Source organism: Escherichia sp. E2586 (assembly GCF_005781105.1).
Taxonomy (GTDB): domain Bacteria; phylum Pseudomonadota; class Gammaproteobacteria; order Enterobacterales; family Enterobacteriaceae; genus Escherichia.
This window is the reverse complement of sequence record NZ_VATN01000019.1, coordinates 231,322-251,063: the sequence shown is the minus strand read 5'-3', so window position 1 is coordinate 251,063 and position 19,742 is coordinate 231,322. Positions and strand designations below refer to the sequence as shown.

Below are 19,742 nucleotides of genomic sequence, written 5' to 3'. Positions count from 1 at the left end.
ATTTCCCGGATGTCGCGTTATGGAGCGCAGGCGGCAACGGGCTTCCGTTAACGATTAAGACTGTGACGAGGAAATGAGATGATGCCGATGATTAAATCCCCGCATGGCGAGGGAGGCTGCGTGTGCGCCCTCCCTGCGACTGACTGGACTCCGCCCCCTTTGCTTCCCTTGCTAAACAGGTTTGATTTCAGGTCGACACGACCGCAAACCTTATTACGCAGGGGAGGCAACAATTATGGCTATTAATTCACCACTGAATATTGCTGCGCAACCCGGCAAAACTAAACTGCGCAAGTCGCTGAAGTTGTGGCAGGTGGTGATGATGGGTCTGGCCTATCTCACGCCAATGACCGTGTTCGATACGTTTGGCATCGTTTCCGGTATTAGCAACGGTCACGTTCCGGCATCTTATTTGCTGGCGCTGGCGGGCGTGCTGTTTACCGCTATCAGCTACGGCAAACTGGTTCGCCAGTTCCCGGAGGCAGGTTCGGCCTATACCTACGCGCAAAAGTCGATTAACCCGCACGTCGGTTTTATGGTCGGCTGGTCATCGCTGCTGGATTACCTCTTTTTGCCGATGATCAACGTCTTGTTGGCGAAGATCTATCTCTCCGCCCTCTTCCCGGAAGTGCCACCGTGGGTGTGGGTGGTGACGTTCGTCGCCATCTTAACTGCCGCGAACCTGAAGAGCGTCAACCTGGTCGCCAACTTCAATACCCTGTTTGTGCTGGTGCAAATCTCCATCATGGTGGTATTTATCTTCCTGGTGGTTCAGGGACTGCATAAAGGAGAAGGCGTTGGCACTGTCTGGTCACTTCAGCCGTTTATCAGCGAGAACGCGCACTTGATCCCGATTATTACCGGGGCGACGATTGTCTGTTTCTCGTTCCTCGGTTTCGATGCGGTGACCACGCTTTCGGAAGAGACGCCGGACGCCGCGCGGGTTATTCCGAAAGCTATTTTCCTGACGGCGGTCTACGGCGGCGTTATCTTTATCGCAGCATCGTTCTTTATGCAGCTATTCTTCCCGGATATCAGCCGCTTTAAAGACCCGGATGCCGCGCTGCCGGAAATTGCGCTGTACGTCGGCGGCAAGCTGTTCCAGTCGATTTTCCTCTGCACCACGTTTGTGAACACGTTAGCGTCTGGCCTGGCGTCACATGCCAGCGTGTCGCGTCTGCTGTATGTGATGGGGCGTGACAATGTGTTTCCGGAGCGCGTGTTTGGCTATGTGCATCCGAAATGGCGGACTCCGGCGCTGAACGTCATTATGGTCGGGATTGTCGCGATGTCGGCGCTGTTCTTCGATTTAGTTACCGCCACAGCGTTAATTAACTTCGGCGCGTTGGTAGCGTTTACCTTCGTTAACCTGTCGGTGTTCAACCACTTCTGGCGGCGCAAAGGAATGAATAAAAGCTGGAAGGAACACTTCCACTATTTATTAATGCCGCTGGTTGGCGCGCTGACGGTGGGCGTGCTGTGGATTAACCTCGAAGCCACCTCGCTGACGCTGGGTCTGGTATGGGCTTCGTTAGGCGGCGCATATTTGTGGTATCTGATCCGCCGCTATCGCAAAGTGCCGTTGTATGATGGTGACAGAACGCCGGTGAGCGAAACGTAATATCCAGGATACACGGCGCATTATCCTACCTGAGGGTAATGCGCCGCGCCATTAACTATAAAAAGATGTATGACCCGGATCACGAGTGCTATCATCCGCCCTTATGCTTAGCGCATTAACTCCAGGGGCAAACAATGAACCACGATATCCCATTAAAATATTTCGATATTGCCGATGAATACGCGACTGAATGCGCAGAACCTGTCGCAGACGCAGAACGCACACCGCTGGCCCATTACTTCCAGTTACTACTCACCCGTTTGATGAACAATGAAGAGATCAGCGAAGAAGCCCAGCATGACATGGCCGCTGAGGCGGGGATTAATCCCGCGCGCATTGATGAAATCGCAGAGTTTTTGAATCAATGGGGTAATGAATAATTATTTAATTGCAGACGCTCGGTCAGTATCGTTGCCCGGATAAATCGTTCACGCCGCATCCGGCTATAAATGACACGCACCGCAGCCTGCTTTAATGGGTTTCTCACGATCGTACCGCTCTGCTCTTCGCTAAGTTGTTCTGTGAGTTATAGTTATAGAGAAATCACGGGTACGAATGTTGAACAGATGGCGACGCCACCTGTTCAACGACCAACCACACGGCCCTCATTACGACCCCTGAACACAAACGGTAATGGCAAATGTCATTAAATATTAGTAAGATAGCCTCTTTACATAAAATCCCTTAATATTATGCGCCAGGTATTATCGTCTCTTTTGGTGATTGCTGGACTTGTGAGTGGTCAGGCAATAGCCGCGCCTGAATCCCCCCCGCATGCTGATATCCGCGACAGCGGTTTTGTCTATTGCGTCAGCGGGCAAGTCAACACCTTTAACCCATCCAAAGCGAGCAGTGGGTTAATTGTCGATACCCTTGCCGCCCAGTTTTATGATCGACTGCTGGATGTCGATCCGTATACCTATCGCCTGATGCCGGAACTTGCCGAAAGCTGGGAAGTGCTCGACAACGGCGCGACCTATCGTTTCCACCTGCGTCGCGATGTCCCGTTTCAAAAAACCGCCTGGTTTACTCCCACTCGCAAAATGAATGCCGATGATGTGGTGTTTACCTTCCAACGGATTTTTGACCGCAATAATCCGTGGCATAACGTCAACGGCAGTAACTTCCCCTATTTCGACAGTCTGCAATTTGCCGATAACGTTAAAAGTGTCCGCAAGCTGGATAATCACACCGTTGAGTTCCGTCTCGCCCAGCCGGATGCATCCTTCTTATGGCACCTGGCGACCCACTATGCGTCGGTAATGTCTGCCGAATACGCCCAGAAATTAGAGAAAGAAGATCGCCAGGAACAACTCGACCGTCAACCGGTCGGCACCGGGCCGTATCAATTGTCGGAATACCGCGCTGGGCAATATATTCGCTTACAACGTCACGATGAGTTCTGGCGTGGCAAACCGTTGATGCCGCAGGTGGTGGTGGATTTAGGCTCCGGCGGTACAGGACGATTGTCGAAACTCTTGACCGGTGAATGTGACGTTCTGGCCTGGCCTGCCGCCAGCCAGTTATCCATTTTGCGCGACGACCCGCGTTTGCGTTTAACGCTACGCCCGGGGATGAACGTCGCCTATCTGGCGTTTAACACCGCCAAACCGCCGCTAAATAATCCGGCTGTCCGCCATGCGCTGGCGTTGGCTATCAATAACCAGCGCCTGATGCAATCCATCTATTATGGTACGGCTGAAACTGCGGCCTCTATTTTACCGCGCGCCTCGTGGGCTTATGACAACGAGGCTAAAATTACTGAATACAACCCAGCGAAATCGCGCGAACAACTGAAAGCGTTGGGGCTGGAAAACTTAACGCTGAAACTGTGGGTACCGACACGATCGCAGGCATGGAACCCCAGTCCGCTGAAAACTGCCGAACTGATTCAGGCGGATATGGCGCAGGTTGGCGTGAAAGTGGTGATTGTGCCGGTAGAAGGTCGTTTTCAGGAGGCGCGGTTGATGGATATGAGCCATGATCTGACGTTATCTGGTTGGGCGACGGACAGTAACGACCCGGACAGTTTCTTCCGTCCGTTACTGAGCTGCGCGGCTATTCACTCGCAAACCAACCTTGCCCACTGGTGCGATCCGAAATTCGACAGCGTGTTGCGTAATGCCCTCTCCTCGCAGCAACTGGCGGCGCGTATTGAAGCTTATGATGAAGCGCAAAGCATTCTGGCGCAGGAACTGCCCATTCTGCCGCTGGCCTCATCACTGCGCTTGCAGGCCTACCGTTACGATATTAAAGGTCTGGTACTGAGCCCGTTCGGTAACGCCTCCTTCGCGGGGGTGTATCGCGAGAAGCAAGAAGAGGTGAAAAAACCATGATTATCTTCACCTTACGTCGTATTTTGTTATTAATCGTCACCTTATTCCTGCTGACCTTTGTTGGCTTCAGTTTGAGCTATTTCACGCCACACGCGCCGTTACAAGGCGCGTCACTGTGGAATGCCTGGGTGTTCTGGTTTAATGGACTGATCCACTGGGATTTTGGTGTTTCCAGTATTAATGGCCAGCCTATTGCCGAACAGTTAAAAGAAGTCTTTCCGGCAACGATGGAGTTGTGCATCCTCGCCTTCGGTTTTGCGCTGATTGTCGGGATCCCGGTGGGCATGATTGCCGGGATTACACGCCATAAGTGGCAGGATAACTTGATCAACGCCATCGCCTTGCTGGGCTTTTCCATCCCGGTGTTCTGGCTGGCGCTTCTGTTGACGCTGTTTTGTTCACTCACGCTAGGTTGGCTGCCCGTTTCAGGGCGTTTCGATCTGCTCTATGAAGTGAAACCGATTACCGGCTTTGCGTTAATTGATGCCTGGCTTTCGGACTCACCGTGGCGGGACGAAATGATCATGAGCGCACTTCGCCATATGGTGCTACCGGTGATTACCCTGTCAGTTGCGCCAACAACTGAAGTGATCCGATTGATGCGTATCAGCACCATCGAAGTCTATGACCAAAACTATGTGAAAGCGGCGGCGACTCGCGGTTTGTCGCGCTTTACTATTTTGCGTCGCCACGTGCTGCATAACGCGTTACCTCCGGTTATTCCTCGCCTGGGCTTGCAGTTTTCCACCATGCTGACGCTGGCGATGATCACCGAAATGGTTTTTAGCTGGCCGGGTTTAGGGCGCTGGTTAATTAACGCCATCCGCCAGCAGGATTACGCAGCCATTTCCGCCGGAGTGATGGTGTGCGGTTCATTGGTCATTATTATTAACGTGATATCTGATATTTTGGGTGCCATGGCTAACCCTCTGAAACATAAGGAATGGTATGCCTTACGATAGCGTATACAGCGAGAAGCGCCCGCCGGGCACGCTGCGTACTGCCTGGCGCAAATTCTATGGAGACGCCGCTGCGATGATCGGCCTGTACGGCTGCGCGGGGCTGGCGGTGCTGTGTATTTTTGGTAGCTGGTTTGCGCCTTACGGCATCGACCAGCAATTTCTTGGTTATCAATTGTTGCCGCCGTCATGGTCACGCTATGGCGAAGTCTCGTTCTTCCTTGGGACCGACGACCTGGGACGCGACGTTTTAAGCCGTTTATTGAGTGGCGCAGCACCTACCGTGGGGGGCGCATTTGTGGTGACGCTCGCCGCGACGATTTGTGGTCTGGTACTTGGCACCTTCGCCGGTGCAACGCACGGTCTGCGGTCAGCGGTGCTAAACCATATTCTGGATACTTTGCTGGCGATTCCGTCCCTGCTGTTGGCGATTATCGTAGTAGCATTTGCCGGACCGAGTTTATCGCACGCCATGTTTGCCGTCTGGTTGGCACTGCTGCCGCGTATGGTACGTTCGATTTACAGCATGGTTCATGACGAACTGGAAAAAGAGTACGTTATCGCCGCCCGTCTGGATGGCGCAACGACGCTGAATATTCTCTGGTTTGCGGTGATGCCTAACATCACCGCCGGACTGGTCACCGAGATCACTCGCGCATTGTCGATGGCAATTCTCGATATCGCCGCGCTGGGCTTTCTTGACCTCGGCGCACAACTGCCCTCGCCTGAATGGGGCGCGATGCTTGGTGACGCGCTGGAACTGATTTATGTCGCCCCGTGGACCGTAATGCTGCCAGGTGCGGCAATTATGATTAGCGTGTTGTTGGTTAACCTCCTTGGCGATGGCGTTCGTCGTGCGATTATTGCGGGGGTGGAATAATGCCATTATTGGATATTCGTAACCTGACTATTGAATTTAAAACCGGTGATGAATGGGTTAAAGCCGTCGACCGCGTGAGTATGACCTTAACCGAAGGTGAAATTCGCGGTCTTGTTGGCGAATCCGGCTCCGGCAAAAGTTTGATTGCGAAAGCGATTTGTGGGGTGAATAAAGATAACTGGCGTGTTACCGCTGACCGAATGCGTTTTGATGATATCGATTTGCTGCGTCTCTCCGCACGCGAACGGCGCAAACTGGTTGGACACAACGTGTCGATGATTTTCCAGGAACCGCAATCGTGTCTTGATCCATCGGAACGTGTGGGTCGCCAGTTGATGCAAAACATCCCGGCCTGGACCTATAAAGGCCGTTGGTGGCAGCGTTTTGGCTGGCGCAAACGCCGCGCCATTGAGTTGCTACACCGCGTGGGGATTAAAGATCATAAAGATGCGATGCGCAGTTTCCCTTACGAGTTGACCGAAGGTGAATGCCAGAAAGTGATGATAGCCATTGCACTGGCGAATCAACCGCGTCTACTGATTGCCGACGAACCGACCAACTCGATGGAGCCAACAACGCAGGCGCAAATTTTCCGCCTGTTGACGCGTCTCAACCAAAACAGCAACACCACCATTTTGCTTATCAGTCATGACTTACAAATGCTTAGCCAATGGGCGGATAAAATTAACGTGCTTTATTGTGGCCAGACAGTGGAATCCGCGCCAAGTAAGGAGCTGGTGACAATGCCGCATCATCCTTACACCCAGGCGCTGATACGCGCGATACCGGACTTTGGCAGTGCGATGCCGCATAAAAGCCGCCTCAATACCCTGCCGGGCGCAATCCCACTGCTGGAACAATTACCGATTGGTTGTCGTCTGGGGCCGCGTTGCCCTTATGCACAACGAGAATGCATTGTAACGCCGCGTCTGACGGGAGCGAAAAATCATCTCTATGCCTGTCATTTCCCGCTGAACATGGAGAAAGAGTGAGATGATAGAAACTCTGCTCGAAGTGCGTAATTTAAGCAAAACGTTCCGCTACAGGACCGGTTGGTTTCGCCGTCAGACAGTCGAAGCGGTAAAACCATTGAGCTTTACGCTGCGTGAACGCCAGACACTGGCGATTATTGGTGAGAACGGTTCCGGTAAATCGACGCTGGCAAAGATGCTGGCAGGAATGATTGAGCCAACCAGCGGCGAGTTATTGATTGACGATCATCCTCTGCATTTTGGCGATTATTCCTTCCGAAGCCAGCGTATTCGCATGATATTTCAGGATCCGTCGACTTCATTGAATCCACGTCAACGTATTTCGCAGATCCTTGATTTTCCACTGCGTTTGAACACGGACCTGGAACCGGAACAGCGCCGCAAACAGATTATTGAAACAATGCGTATGGTCGGGCTGCTGCCGGATCACGTCAGTTACTATCCGCATATGTTGGCCCCCGGGCAAAAACAGCGTCTTGGTCTGGCGCGCGCGCTGATATTGCGCCCAAAAGTGATTATTGCCGATGAAGCCCTCGCCTCGCTGGATATGTCGATGCGTTCGCAGCTAATTAACCTGATGCTGGAGTTACAAGAGAAACAGGGTATTTCTTATATTTATGTTACCCAGCATATCGGAATGATGAAGCACATCAGCGACCAGGTGCTGGTCATGCATCAGGGAGAAGTTGTCGAACGCGGTAGCACTGCGGATGTGTTGGCATCGCCGCTGCACGAACTCACCAAACGGCTAATTTCCGGCCACTTTGGCGAAGCATTGACGGCGGATGCGTGGCGTAAAGATCGTTAGTATTCGGTACCTCATTCTGACAGGGTAAATCCCCGTCAGAATGAGGTATTCATTACTTTTGATTGTCGATTCTGGTGAGCGCAACCAGCAATGCCAGCGTATAACACACCATAATTGCCAGGCTCATTTTTAACAGCGTTTCCCCACCAAGCCCCGACAATGGCGCGGCTATACCGCCGAAGACAAACATGCTCATCCCCATCAACGCAGACGCCGTTCCAGATTCCTGCGTCCCTACTGCACTCATAGCCTCTGCCCCGCCAACAGTGCCGATGCCGCTACAAAATGCGATGGTGAAAAATAATGCCACCAGTGCCGGAATGGGCAATTGTATCCATGCGCATAAGACCGTGAGCAATGCACACAAAATTGCCGCTATCAGGCCACCTCTCAACAATTTCATCGCGTTAACTCGTCGCGCCAGGCGCGAGAAGATCCACGAAGCGATGATAAGCCCGATGCCGTTAAGGCCAAACACCAGGCTAAATTGCATTGGACTAAAGCCAAATTCCTTCTGCAACACGAACGACGAAGAGCCGATGTACGCAAACAAGCCTGCCAGCATAAAACTTTGAATCAGGCAAAGGCGCATAAAACGGCGGTTCTGCACCACGCTTCGTCCGGTTAATAGCAATGATGAGCCCCTTTTATTTTCTGGCAATGTCTCATTGATAAATAACAGACAGCCCAGCAACAGTACGGTGCTAATTTCAGCCATCACCCAGAATAAAGTGCGCCAGTCAAACGTGCTGACAATATAACCGCCCAGCACTGGCGACAACACCGGTGCCAGGCCATTCACCGTCATTAACAGCGCAAAGAACTGGGTCAGCGTTACTCCCTGATATTTGTCACGAGCAATAGAACGAGAGAGCACCGAACCACCTGCCCCCGCGATCCCTTGAATAAAACGCCAGACCACCAGCCAGTAAATATTGTTCGTTGTCGCGCACAAAATGGAAGAAACAATAAACAATAGCAACGACAAGATTAACGGACGTTTACGCCCTATTTTGTCGCTCAGAGGGCCAAATAACAGTTGTCCGACGCCAAGACCGATCAGTGATGCGGTCAGCGTTAATTGCGTTATGGTCGAGGTTGCCGCCAGTTGCTCTGACATCTCCGGCAAAGCCGGCAAATAAAGATCGGTACACATCGGGCCGATACCGGCTAAAAGACCAAGAATCAATGCCCATGAAAGAGAGACTCTAGCCATACTATTCCTTACTTGAGTGATGACATGCCGCCGCCCAGCGACTGCCAGATCGTGATCCGGTTCGTAAAATCAGTCAGTTGCAATGCCAGCAGCTCCTGCTGTGCGCTCCACAAGCTGCGCTGTGCCGTCAACACGGTCAGGTAATCACCAACACCCGCCTGATAGCGACGCAGGCCAACATCGACCGTTTGTTGTTCAGCTTTAACATACTGGCGCTGTGCATCCAGTTGCTCTTCAAGCGTGGTCCGCCGTGCCAGTGCGTTAGCGACATCTTTAAACGCGCTCTGAACGGTTTTCTCATAGGTGGCAATGAGTCCACGCTTTTGTGCTTCTGCGTAACGAAGCTGCGCCAGATTACTACCGCCGGTGAACAGCGGTAATGTGACCGATGGCGCAAATGACCAGATCTGCATTCCGTGGCTGAACAGCGATGACAATGCGTCACTGCCAACACCAGCGCTGGCAGTCAGCGAAATCGTCGGGAAAAAGTTAGCCCGCGCGGCGCCAATATCAGCATTGGCGCTCTTCAGATTATGTTCCGCTTCCTGGATATCCGGGCGACGCAGCAGAACGTCAGATGACACTCCCGCAGGAACCAGGCTTATCATCTGTTCCGGCAGGCTTTCCAGTGTTCCCGGTAGCAGATTTTCCGCAAGCGTTGTACCTGCCAGTAAGTTCAGAGCATTTTTATCCTGCATCACTTGTGTCTGATAGCTGGCAACGCTGGCGCGCGCTTGCTGATAAACACTCATCGCCTCACTGACATCTGTCGCTGCCGCCGTGCCAACCTGTTGCTGGCGCTGGATAATTTTCAATGAGTTTTCTGCACTGGCCATCGTTTCTTTTGCCAGGGCCAGATTGCTGTTATCAGCCGCCAGGGTCAGCCAGGCGGTGCTGATTTCAGCAATCAGCGTTAAACGGGTGTTCTGGGCTGTAAATTCACTGGCAAGCCAGGTTTCCCGCGCCGCCCGAGATAAACTCTGATTACGACCAAACAGATCTAACGTATAACTGGACACCGTGCCGTCAGCCTCGGCAGTGGTTCCCGTACCCTTCGCCAGCGAACGACTGCGGGTCGAACTTAAGGCCGCATTCACCGTCGGGAATAACGACGCATTAGTTTGCCCATAGAGCGCCCGTGCGGAGTCAATATCAGCTATCGCTTTTTGCACATCGCGGTTACTGTTCAGAGCAATGGTCACCACCTGCTGCAATCGGGGATCGTGGATCACCTGCTGCCAGTCATGGCTGATTGCCTTTCCCTGGCCCTGTGCTCCCGGCAAGGTCGCCGGGATTGGGGATTCAGGCGTGCTGTAGTGAGGATCGAGCGAGACACATCCCGCACTCAACAGCACCAGAAAAATAAGAGAACGACGCAACATAACTTACTCCTGACGGCGCGGTTTACCGGCAAACAAACGTTTCACCAGTACAAAAAACAGAGGAACAAAGAAAATAGCCAGCAACGTAGCGGTCAGCGTACCGCCAATAATGCCCGTACCAATGGCGATACGGCTGTTCGCACCTGCGCCGGTCGCCATCGCCAGCGGCATTACCCCCGCAATAAACGCCAGCGAGGTCATGATGATTGGGCGTAAACGAGTCTGCGCCGCGCGTAATGCCGCCCGACTCAGGGAATGGCCCTCAGCAACTGCCGCTTCAGCAAATTCAACAATCAGAATGGCGTTTTTCGACGACAAGCCGATAGTGGTTAATAGCGCCACCTGGAAGTAAACATCGTTGTTTAAATCACGCATCCAGGCCGCCAGCGCCGCGCCAAGAAGCCCCAGTGGGATCACTAGAATGACCGAGAACGGAACTGACCAGCTTTCGTACAGGGCTGCAAGACAGAGGAAAACCACCAGAATAGAGACTGCGTACAGACTTAATGCCTGACCACTGGCCAGTTTCTCCTGCAATGACAAACCACTCCAGGCCCAGGTCGTTCCCGCAGGAAGACTGTTTGCCAGTTCCTCCATATTTGTCATTGCATCGCCGGAACTAAAGCCAGTCGCGTTTTCCCCCTGAATTTCATAAGCCGCAGAACCGTTGTAGCGAACCAGTTTTTCCGGGCCATAGATCCAACGGGTAGTGGCAAAAGCAGAGAACGGCGTCATGGCGTTATCGCTACCGCGCACAAACCATTTCCCTAAATCTGACGGCGCGGAACGAAATTCACTGTCGCCCTGAATGTAGACTTTCTTCACACGACCACGGTCAATAAAGTCATTCACATAAGTACCGCCCCACGCGCTGGCCAGCGTGTTGGTGACATCGCTTAAGCTCAACCCCAGCGATACGGCTTTATTGTTATCGATATCTACCTGCAATTGCGGCATTTGCGGCAGGTCATTGGCGCGCACAGAAATCAATTCAGGGCTTTGATTAGCCTGTTCAATCAACTGATTACGCATTTTAAGTAAGGTTTCACGGTCAGTCGCACCACTTGCCATTAATTCAAACGTAAAGCCATTGCTTTGCCCCAGTCCGTCAACGGCTGGCGGCGTCATGGCAAATACCGTGGCATCACGAATTGTGCCCAACTCTTTGGTTGCCCGTAAGGCGATAGCCTGGGCGGTATTTTCTGCCCCTTTACGTTGTGACCAGTTTTTCAACGAGACAAACGCCATCCCGGTATTCTGTCCGCTGCCGCTAAAACTGAAACCATCAACGGTAAAGATGACATCGGTATTTGCTTTTTCGTTTACCAGGAACCAGTCAACAATCTTGCGATTCACTTCTGCTGTACGAGCCGCGGTCGCCCCAGCTGGCAGCGTGTACTGCACCATGATTTCGCCCTGGTCTTCAGTGGGTAAGAAACTGCCCGGCAGTTTCCACATCATCAGGGCCATTCCGCCACCCAGCACGGCATAAACACCCATCGTTCGGGCAGCACGGCGCAGGACATAAATTACGCCTCGCTGATATTTATCTTCAGTACGGCGGTAAAAGCGGTTAAATGCGCCGAAAAAGCCTTTTTTATGCGGTGGAACATGCTGAAGGACGGAACCGCACAGCGCGGGAGTCAAGGTCAATGCCACCACCACGGAAAGCAGCATTGCGGAGATAATGGTTATCGAAAACTGACGATAAATTACTCCCGTAGATCCCCCAAAGAAGGCCATCGGCAGGAATACGGCTGACAACACCAGCGCAATAGCAACCAGTGCGCCAGAAATCTCGCCCATTGACTTTTCCGTGGCTTCACGCGCGGGCAACCCTTCGTCACGCATAATGCGTTCGACGTTCTCCACCACCACAATGGCATCGTCCACCAGCAAGCCGATCGCCAGCACCATTGCAAACAACGTCAGGGTATTAATCGAATAACCAAACAACGCAAGAACGCCGAATGTGCCCAGCAAAACGACGGGGACAGCTAACGCCGGAATCAGCGTGGCGCGCAGGTTTTGCAGGAATAAATACATCACGCAAACCACCAGTACGATGGCTTCAAACAGCGTCTGAATTACGTCCTCTACGGAGATTTTAATAAATTCAGTGCTGTCTTTCGGGTATGCGATGGCGTACCCCTGCGGCATATTGCGCTGGAATTCAGCAATCTTATCCTTGACCAGCGTCGCCGTATTCAGCGCATTCGCACCGGGCGAAAGCATTACAGCAACCCCGGCAGACGGGTGACCGTTAAGTTTGCCGATCGCGGTATAATCTTCACTGCCCATCTCAACGCGAGCCACATCTTTTATGCGAACAACTGCGCCGTCTGACTGGCTTTTCACGATAATATTTTTGAACTGATCCACCGTCTGCAAACGAGACTGCGCACGTACTGTCGCCGTCAGTTGCTGAGTATTCGGCGAGGGCAATGCCCCAATTTTCCCGGCAGTAACCTGCACGTTTTGCGCTTCGATAGCACTCTGCACGTCTGAAGGCATCAGCGAGTAAGACGCCAGTTTGGCCGGGTCAAGCCAGATGCGCATAGCATATTCTGCGCCAAAGACTTGCAGACTCCCCACACCTTCAACGCGCGCCAGCGGGTCCTGAACGTTACTGACCAACCAGTCGGCGATATCCGAACTGGAGGCTTTGTCAGTGGTGTCATACACGGCAGCAATCAGCAAAAAGTTGCTTTGTGATTTTTCCACTGTGACGCCCGTTTGCTGCACTTCACTCGGTAAGCGTGACTCAGCCTGCTGAATTTTATTCTGCACCTGAACCTGTGCAGTGTCGGGATCGGTACCTTGTTCAAAGGTCACATTAATACTGACCGAACCATCAGAGCTGCTGGTTGAGCTAAAATAGAGCAAATTATCCAGCCCGGTGAGTTGCTGTTCGATAACCTGGGTCACGCTGTTCTCCAGCGTTTCGGCTGAAGCACCGGTATAAGTGGCTGAAATTTTTATGGTCGGCGGCGCAACGTCAGGATATTGCGCGACGGGTAATGTGCGAATGGCCAGAATACCCGCCAACATAATCAAAATGGCGATAACCCAGGCAAAGACCGGACGGCGAACAAAAAAGTGCGAAAACATCAGGCGTTGCCTCCATTAGCCTGAACTTCAACAGCCTTGACGGTCTGCCCTGAAGTTACTTTGGCGGAACCTTCAACAATCAGTCGGTCGCCGTCATGCAGGCCGTTCAGCACCAGCCATTTATCACCATACGTTTCTCCCGTTTCGAGCGTTCGCTGCTCTACTTTATTGTCTTTATTCACCACCAGCGCAGTTGCATTGCCTTTAGCATCGCGCGTGACGCCCTGTTGAGGCGCGAGAATAGCGTCTTCCATCACGCCTTCATCGACACGAGCGCGAACAAACATGCCTGGTAATAACTGTTGTTGTGGATTGGGGAAAATCGCCCGTAATGTCACCGAGCCGGTAGACTCATCCACAGCGACTTCGGTGAGTTCCAGACGCCCTTTTTCGCTGTAGGTTGTGCCATCTTCCAGAATAAGTGAGACGCTCATGGTGTCACTGTTGGTCGCCAGTGACTGTTTGCGCAGACGTAATAAATCGACACTTGAGCGAGTGAGGTCGACATACATTGTATCCAGACCACGAATAGTCGTTAACGCCGTATCCTGCGACGCGGTCACCAGTGCGCCAGGGGTCACCGACGAAATGCCAATACGCCCCGAAATCGGCGCGGTTACCGTGGTCCAGTCAAGATTAATGCGCGCGGTTTCCAGTGCGGCTTTTTTCGCTTCAACACTGGCTTTATCTTGTGCGCAGGTAGACTGAGCATCATCAGCATCCTGTTGTGACACACCGTTATCTTTCACCAGTCGGGCATAACGCTGCGCTTTCTGGCAATCGGCTTTTACCAGTGCCTGTGCCTGTTGTAATGCTGCCCGGGCTTCATTCCATGCCGCCCGATAACTGGCCGCATCAATTTGGTACAATGGTTGTCCAGCCTTAACCAAATCGCCTTCAGTAAATAGGCGTTTCTGGATAATTCCCCCAACCTGCGGACGTACTTCAGCACTGAGTGCCGCACTGGTGCGCCCGGTTAATTCACTGACTACCGAAACCGGTTGAGATTTGAGCGTAACAACGCCCACTTCTGTTTCCGACGAGGATGAATTGTTATTTTGCGTATTATCACAACCAGATAAGAGTAGCATTGCCACTACAGACGTTGCTATATACTTCATTATTTTCTCCAGGGTGAACAATACCCTCCCCATTAAAATTAATGAGGATATGTCAGGGATATTCAGATATAACGAGCCCGCATCGCGAAATGAATTTCGCAATGAAATAAGGGGGATTAATATCCCCCACTACCGGTTAATTCTTTTCTTATTAATTTATCAACATGCTAACAATGTCCTGATATATTTTTTGCAAACGTTGGGGATCGCTTTTTTGCGGTGTTAAGCGACGATAAACCGTACCTTCCATCATGGTGGCAAGCACTTCAACGCAGCAACGAATGTGCTCATCGCTAAGATGGGGATGCATTCTTTTCATATGCGCACAACCGTTAGCGAACATTCTGGCGTCAGCTTCCTCGAGCATCGCCATCACCCGTGGGTTGCGTGTGGCTTCTGCAGCCACTTCCAGCATCAACGCGTCGTCGTCCTCATTTAAGGATTTCCGCAAAGCAAGAACTTCCGGGAAGTGATCGGTACGCGCGTCAATGTCCATCTGGGCAATACGAAAGTCGATGATACGGCGAACCATCTCTTCAATAATGGCGTCTTTATTGGCGAAGTAACGATATATCTGACCCACGCTAAGCTGAGCTTCGCTGGCAATTTGCGACATACTGGCGGCGTGAAAACCGCAACGACGAAAACACCGACGGGCAGCGTTGATGATTTCATCCTGACGCTGTTTGTGACGTATCTCCAGCTTGCTGGTCATTTCTGTCTCCTGTCCTTTCACTTAGTGAGAACGATCATTCTCATTTTTGCCAATTATACATTTCTCCAAAGTGAGGGAAAGTATTTTTATCTTATTCATGGTGTATATTCTGATAATGAAGAGATTGTGGAGATTCTGTGAAGATAGTTGACAATATTAAATTGGGGGCTATTTGTCAGAGATAAGACCGCGACTTGTTGTCGCCAGATTATTAATCGTCGATGACACAACAAACGCCGGACCTGATAAATCCGCGTCTGTTTTATCATCAAACTTACCGGAAGTAATACGAATAGTTTTAAAGCCAGACGCTATAAGATATTTCCACAACCTGCCCCTTGCAGGCGTCGCAAAATGCTCTGGACTGCTGATTCTCTCCGGTACAGAAAGCGCAACTATAGCCACCCACAGCCAGGTTGATTATAATAACCGTTTATCTGTTCGTACTGTTTACTAAAACGACGAATCGCCTGATTTTCAGGCACAACAAGCATCAACAATAAGGATTAAAGCTATGGGTTTTCTTTCCGGTAAGCGCATTCTGGTAACCGGTGTTGCCAGCAAACTGTCCATCGCCTACGGTATCGCTCAGGCGATGCACCGCGAAGGAGCTGAACTGGCATTCACCTACCAGAACGACAAACTGAAAGGCCGCGTAGAAGAATTTGCCGCTCAATTAGGTTCTGACATCGTTCTGCAGTGCGATGTTGCCGAAGATGCCAGCATCGACACCATGTTCGCTGAGCTGGGTAAAGTTTGGCCGAAATTTGACGGTTTCGTACACTCTATTGGTTTTGCACCTGGCGATCAGCTGGATGGCGACTATGTTAACGCCGTAACTCGTGAAGGCTTCAAAATTGCCCACGACATTAGCTCCTACAGCTTCGTTGCAATGGCAAAAGCTTGCCGCTCCATGCTGAATCCGGGCTCTGCTCTGCTGACCCTTTCCTACCTGGGCGCTGAGCGCGCTATCCCGAACTACAACGTTATGGGTCTGGCAAAAGCGTCTCTGGAAGCTAACGTGCGCTATATGGCCAACGCAATGGGGCCGGAAGGTGTGCGTGTTAACGCCATTTCCGCAGGTCCGATCCGTACGCTGGCCGCTTCCGGCATCAAAGACTTCCGTAAAATGCTGGCGCACTGCGAAGCCGTTACGCCGATTCGTCGTACCGTTACCATCGAAGATGTGGGTAACTCCGCAGCGTTCCTGTGCTCCGATCTCTCTGCCGGTATCTCCGGTGAAGTGGTCCACGTTGACGGCGGTTTCAGCATCGCTGCAATGAACGAACTGGAACTGAAATAATCGTTCTGTTGGTCAAGATGGGCGGCGTTCTGCCGCCCGTTTTCTCTGTTATACCTTTCTGATATTTGTTATCGCCGATCCGTCTTTCTCCCCTTCCCGCCTTGCGTCAGGATAACGATTTCCGTTATGACCAAGGAGCGCCCATGGAACAACGCCACAGTTCAGGCAAAAGCCATTGGTATCATGAAATCCAATCCAGCACTTCAGAGCATAACGTTCTGCCACTTGTACCCGAAGCCGCAAAGGTCAACGACCCTTTTTTGCTCGACGTGATTCTTGAGGAACAAACGCTGGCCCCTTTTCAGTCATGGCTGGCACCCGCACGTGCACTCGCTGGAGCATTGTTCCCGGCTCAGCTGGCCGTGACCCGCTTGCAGACATTCACCGCTTATGAACGCCTGTCTACAGCTCTGACTGTTGCTCAGGTCTGCGGCGTCCAGCGGTTGTGCAACTACTATTCCGCGCGCCTGACACCACTTCCCGGACCGGATTCCTCCAGGGAAAGTAATCATCGGCTGGCGCAAATCACACAATATGCCCGCCAACTGGCCTTCTCTCCATCTATTATCGACGGTCGATCCCGTGAGCATCTTAAAGATGTCGGCCTTACCGCCTGGGACTGTGTGTTCATTACCCAAATTATTGGCTTTGTCGGTTTTCAGGCGCGAGTGATTGCCTCATTGCAGGCTTATCTTGAGCAACCAGTTCGTTGGCTACCCGGTCTGGAGATGCAAAACTACGCCGATGCATCACTGTTTGCGAATGAATCAACTCGCTGGCGTACCTGCTACGCCGTAGAAAAATCATGTGAAGATGCGGTGAATAGTTCGTCGGTTGAACTCAGCCAACTGACCGAAATACTCAATCTTCACCCAGCTCTACTTTCACGCCTTGAGGAGCTATTCGCCAGCACATTGGTTAGCGCCAAAACCAACCATCAACTTGCGACGTTGTTAACCGCGCGGATTAATGGCAGCGCCGCTTGCTTCGCTAGCCAAATATATTCAACAACAGAATATAAAGAGGCAATCCTCATTCTACGTCAGGGCGAAAATGAAATTAATCGGTGGGCTGATAGCCATTGTGTTGAGCGCGCTACCGTTCAGGCGATACAATGGCTGACCCGAGCACCCGATCGCTTTAGCGCCGCCCAGTTCAGCCCATTACTCGAACACGAAATATCATCAACACAGGTTATTAATTTGTTGGTATGGAGCGGGCTTTGTGGCTGGATCAATCGCTTAAAAATCGCGTTGGGTGAAACATATTAACCTTGCTGCGTCAGACAGAATCGCGTAAAACTGTCAGCCGCTCTAATGGCCACCAAAATAGACAATTATGTTTCAGGACAACCCGCTGCTAGCGCAGCTTAAACAGCAACTGCATTCCCAGACGCCCCGCGCTGAAGGGGTGGTAAAAGCCACTGAAAAAGGCTTTGGCTTCCTGGAAGTCGATGCACAGAAAAGTTATTTCATTCCGCCGCCGCAAATGAAAAAAGTGATGCATGGCGACAGAATTATCGCAGTCATCCACAGCGAAAAAGATCGTGAATCTGCCGAACCAGAAGAGCTGGTTGAACCTTTTCTAACCCGCTTCGTGGGTAAAGTTCAGGGCAAGAATGACCGTCTGGCCATTGTCCCTGATCATCCATTATTGAAAGATGCCATTCCTTGCCGCGCAGCCCGTGGCCTGACACATGAATTTAAAGAAGGCGACTGGGCAGTTGCCGAAATGCGCCGTCATCCATTGAAAGGCGATCGTTCTTTCTATGCAGAACTCACGCAGTACATCACTTTTGGCGACGATCACTTCGTGCCGTGGTGGGTAACTCTGGCGCGTCATAACCTGGAAAAAGAAGCGCCGAACGGCGTTGCTACTGAAATGCTCGACGAAGGTCTGGTGCGCGAAGATCTGACTGCACTGGATTTTGTCACCATCGATAGCGCCAGCACGGAAGATATGGATGACGCCCTCTTCGCGAAGGCGCTCCCGGATGACAAACTGCAACTGATCGTGGCGATTGCCGATCCAACCGCGTGGATTGCAGAAGGTAGCAAGCTGGACAAAGCGGCAAAAGTTCGTGCATTCACCAACTATCTGCCAGGTTTCAACATCCCAATGCTGCCGCGTGAGCTTTCCGACGATCTCTGCTCCCTACGCGCCAATGAAATTCGCCCGGTACTGGCGTGTCGGATGACGCTCTCCGCAGATGGCACCATTGAAGACAATATCGAGTTCTTTGCCGCGACTATCGAGTCCAAAGCGAAACTGGTTTATGACCAGGTTTCCGACTGGCTGGAAAACACCGGCGACTGGCAGCCAGAAAATGAGGCCATTGCCGAACAAATTCGCCTTCTGGCGCAAATTTGCCAGCGTCGCGGCGAGTGGCGCCATAACCATGCACTGGTGTTTAAAGATCGCCCGGATTACCGTTTTATTCTCGGTGAAAAAGGTGAAGTCCTGGATATCGTCGCCGAGCCTCGTCGTATTGCCAACCGTATCGTCGAAGAAGCGATGATTGCTGCTAACATTTGTGCTGCCCGCGTACTGCGCGATAAGCTCGGTTTTGGTATCTATAACGTGCATATGGGCTTTGATCCGGCAAATGCTGAAGCGCTGGCAGCATTGCTAAAAACGCACGGTCTGCATGTCGATGCTGAAGAGGTGCTCACACTGGATGGTTTCTGCAAGCTGCGTCGCGAACTGGATGCGCAACCGACCGGTTTCCTCGACAGCCGTATTCGTCGTTTCCAGTCCTTTGCCGAAATCAGCACTGAGCCAGGCCCTCACTTTGGCCTCGGTCTGGAAGCGTATGCCACCTGGACCTCACCAATCCGTAAGTATGGCGATATGATCAACCATCGTCTGCTGAAAGCGGTCATCAAAGGCGAAACGGCGACGCGTCCGCAGGATGAGATCACCGTTCAAATGGCCGAGCGTCGTCGTCTCAACCGGATGGCGGAACGTGATGTCGGTGATTGGTTATACGCCCGTTTCCTGAAAGACAAAGCCGGGACCGACACCCGTTTTGCGGCGGAAATTGTCGATATCAGCCGTGGCGGCATGCGTGTGCGTCTGGTTGATAATGGCGCTATCGCTTTTATTCCTGCGCCATTCTTACACGCCGTACGCGACGAACTGGTTTGCAGTCAGGAAAATGGCACCGTGCAAATTAAAGGTGAAACGGTTTACAAGGTAACCGATGTTATCGACGTCACTATTGCCGAAGTTCGTATGGAAACTCGCAGCATTATTGCTCGTCCGGTAGCGTAATATTCTTTTGCGGCCCATTCATTAC

16 protein-coding genes are annotated in these 19,742 nt (G+C 51.9%); 11 read left to right on the top strand and 5 right to left on the bottom strand.

Annotated features, from left to right (window positions below; translation table 11 throughout):
- Nucleotides 1–81: 81 nt before the first annotated feature.
- From FEK50_RS18540 to sapF, 8 genes are all read left to right on the top strand, one after another.
- The gene (locus FEK50_RS18540) at nucleotides 82–246 is read left to right on the top strand and encodes a hypothetical protein (protein ID WP_130208911.1); all 165 of its coding nucleotides are present in this window, start codon (nucleotides 82–84) and stop codon (nucleotides 244–246) included.
- Complete coding sequence (gene puuP / locus FEK50_RS18535) at nucleotides 236–1,621, top strand: putrescine/proton symporter PuuP (protein WP_131161809.1); 1,386 nt, start codon at nucleotides 236–238, stop codon at nucleotides 1,619–1,621. Before FEK50_RS18540 ends, puuP begins: the two co-directional genes overlap by 11 nt.
- 134 nt (nucleotides 1,622–1,755) lie before the next feature.
- On the top strand, nucleotides 1,756–2,001 hold the full coding sequence (locus FEK50_RS18530) for a YmjA family protein (RefSeq protein WP_130208809.1): 246 nt from the start codon (nucleotides 1,756–1,758) through the stop codon (nucleotides 1,999–2,001).
- Between the two features lie 312 nt (nucleotides 2,002–2,313).
- Nucleotides 2,314–3,957, top strand: coding sequence for an ABC transporter substrate-binding protein SapA (gene sapA / locus FEK50_RS18525; RefSeq protein ID WP_130208811.1), 1,644 nt, complete (start codon nucleotides 2,314–2,316; stop codon nucleotides 3,955–3,957).
- Entirely contained in the window at nucleotides 3,954–4,919 is a 966-nt protein-coding gene (gene sapB, locus FEK50_RS18520) for a putrescine export ABC transporter permease SapB (protein ID WP_064527260.1), read from the top strand. The genes sapA and sapB overlap by 4 nt, the downstream gene beginning before the upstream one ends.
- Nucleotides 4,906–5,796, top strand: coding sequence for a putrescine export ABC transporter permease SapC (sapC, locus tag FEK50_RS18515; protein WP_131161808.1), 891 nt, complete (start codon nucleotides 4,906–4,908; stop codon nucleotides 5,794–5,796). The genes sapB and sapC overlap by 14 nt, the downstream gene beginning before the upstream one ends.
- Nucleotides 5,796–6,788: a peptide ABC transporter ATP-binding protein SapD gene (gene sapD / locus FEK50_RS18510; protein WP_001128856.1), complete on the top strand. Its 993-nt coding sequence runs from the start codon at nucleotides 5,796–5,798 to the stop codon at nucleotides 6,786–6,788. Before sapC ends, sapD begins: the two co-directional genes overlap by 1 nt.
- Before the next feature lies 1 nt (nucleotide 6,789).
- Entirely contained in the window at nucleotides 6,790–7,596 is an 807-nt protein-coding gene (sapF, locus tag FEK50_RS18505) for a peptide ABC transporter ATP-binding protein SapF (RefSeq protein WP_000573415.1), read from the top strand.
- 52 nt (nucleotides 7,597–7,648) lie between these two features.
- Here sapF and FEK50_RS18500 read toward each other — a convergent pair whose 3' ends face one another.
- The 5 genes from FEK50_RS18500 to FEK50_RS18480 form a co-directional block, all read right to left on the bottom strand.
- A complete protein-coding gene (locus FEK50_RS18500; RefSeq protein ID WP_131161807.1) occupies nucleotides 7,649–8,812 on the bottom strand; it encodes a multidrug effflux MFS transporter in 1,164 nt (387 codons plus the stop codon).
- An 8-nt stretch (nucleotides 8,813–8,820) separates the two neighbouring features.
- Nucleotides 8,821–10,194, bottom strand: a complete 1,374-nt coding sequence (locus FEK50_RS18495) for a TolC family protein (protein ID WP_138211671.1) — start codon at nucleotides 10,192–10,194, stop codon at nucleotides 8,821–8,823.
- Nucleotides 10,195–10,197: 3 nt separating this feature from the next.
- Nucleotides 10,198–13,305, bottom strand: a complete 3,108-nt coding sequence (locus tag FEK50_RS18490) for an efflux RND transporter permease subunit (RefSeq protein ID WP_165488997.1) — start codon at nucleotides 13,303–13,305, stop codon at nucleotides 10,198–10,200.
- Complete coding sequence (locus FEK50_RS18485; protein ID WP_131161805.1) at nucleotides 13,305–14,426, bottom strand: efflux RND transporter periplasmic adaptor subunit; 1,122 nt, start codon at nucleotides 14,424–14,426, stop codon at nucleotides 13,305–13,307. Before FEK50_RS18485 ends, FEK50_RS18490 begins: the two co-directional genes overlap by 1 nt.
- A 151-nt stretch (nucleotides 14,427–14,577) precedes the next feature.
- Nucleotides 14,578–15,141, bottom strand: coding sequence for a TetR/AcrR family transcriptional regulator (locus FEK50_RS18480; RefSeq protein ID WP_130208821.1), 564 nt, complete (start codon nucleotides 15,139–15,141; stop codon nucleotides 14,578–14,580).
- Between the two features lie 514 nt (nucleotides 15,142–15,655).
- On the opposite strand from FEK50_RS18480, the gene fabI reads away from it, so the two are divergent.
- From fabI to FEK50_RS18460, 3 genes are all read left to right on the top strand, one after another.
- On the top strand, nucleotides 15,656–16,444 hold the full coding sequence (fabI, locus tag FEK50_RS18470) for an enoyl-ACP reductase FabI (protein ID WP_000506490.1): 789 nt from the start codon (nucleotides 15,656–15,658) through the stop codon (nucleotides 16,442–16,444).
- 143 nt (nucleotides 16,445–16,587) lie between these two features.
- Complete coding sequence (locus FEK50_RS18465; RefSeq protein WP_131161804.1) at nucleotides 16,588–17,715, top strand: CMD domain-containing protein; 1,128 nt, start codon at nucleotides 16,588–16,590, stop codon at nucleotides 17,713–17,715.
- A gap of 67 nt (nucleotides 17,716–17,782) precedes the next feature.
- Nucleotides 17,783–19,717 carry an exoribonuclease II gene (locus tag FEK50_RS18460; RefSeq protein WP_130259737.1) on the top strand — a complete coding sequence of 645 codons (1,935 nt, stop codon included), beginning with the start codon at nucleotides 17,783–17,785 and terminating at the stop codon, nucleotides 19,715–19,717.
- Nucleotides 19,718–19,742: the final 25 nt, after the last annotated feature.

Excerpts from the sequence above, each read along its gene's own strand:
- FEK50_RS18540 (WP_130208911.1), top strand. The coding sequence starts at position 82 with ATGCCGATGATTAAATCCCCGCATGGCGAGGGAGGCTGCGTGTGCGCC.
- puuP (WP_131161809.1), top strand. The coding sequence starts at position 236 with ATGGCTATTAATTCACCACTGAATATTGCTGCGCAACCCGGCAAAACT.
- FEK50_RS18530 (WP_130208809.1), top strand. The coding sequence starts at position 1,756 with ATGAACCACGATATCCCATTAAAATATTTCGATATTGCCGATGAATAC.
- sapA (WP_130208811.1), top strand. The coding sequence starts at position 2,314 with ATGCGCCAGGTATTATCGTCTCTTTTGGTGATTGCTGGACTTGTGAGT.
- sapB (WP_064527260.1), top strand. The coding sequence starts at position 3,954 with ATGATTATCTTCACCTTACGTCGTATTTTGTTATTAATCGTCACCTTA.
- sapC (WP_131161808.1), top strand. The coding sequence starts at position 4,906 with ATGCCTTACGATAGCGTATACAGCGAGAAGCGCCCGCCGGGCACGCTG.
- sapD (WP_001128856.1), top strand. The coding sequence starts at position 5,796 with ATGCCATTATTGGATATTCGTAACCTGACTATTGAATTTAAAACCGGT.
- sapF (WP_000573415.1), top strand. The coding sequence starts at position 6,790 with ATGATAGAAACTCTGCTCGAAGTGCGTAATTTAAGCAAAACGTTCCGC.
- FEK50_RS18500 (WP_131161807.1), bottom strand. The coding sequence starts at position 8,812 with ATGGCTAGAGTCTCTCTTTCATGGGCATTGATTCTTGGTCTTTTAGCC.
- FEK50_RS18495 (WP_138211671.1), bottom strand. The coding sequence starts at position 10,194 with ATGTTGCGTCGTTCTCTTATTTTTCTGGTGCTGTTGAGTGCGGGATGT.
- FEK50_RS18490 (WP_165488997.1), bottom strand. The coding sequence starts at position 13,305 with ATGTTTTCGCACTTTTTTGTTCGCCGTCCGGTCTTTGCCTGGGTTATC.
- FEK50_RS18485 (WP_131161805.1), bottom strand. The coding sequence starts at position 14,426 with ATGAAGTATATAGCAACGTCTGTAGTGGCAATGCTACTCTTATCTGGT.
- FEK50_RS18480 (WP_130208821.1), bottom strand. The coding sequence starts at position 15,141 with ATGACCAGCAAGCTGGAGATACGTCACAAACAGCGTCAGGATGAAATC.
- fabI (WP_000506490.1), top strand. The coding sequence starts at position 15,656 with ATGGGTTTTCTTTCCGGTAAGCGCATTCTGGTAACCGGTGTTGCCAGC.
- FEK50_RS18465 (WP_131161804.1), top strand. The coding sequence starts at position 16,588 with ATGGAACAACGCCACAGTTCAGGCAAAAGCCATTGGTATCATGAAATC.
- FEK50_RS18460 (WP_130259737.1), top strand. The coding sequence starts at position 17,783 with ATGTTTCAGGACAACCCGCTGCTAGCGCAGCTTAAACAGCAACTGCAT.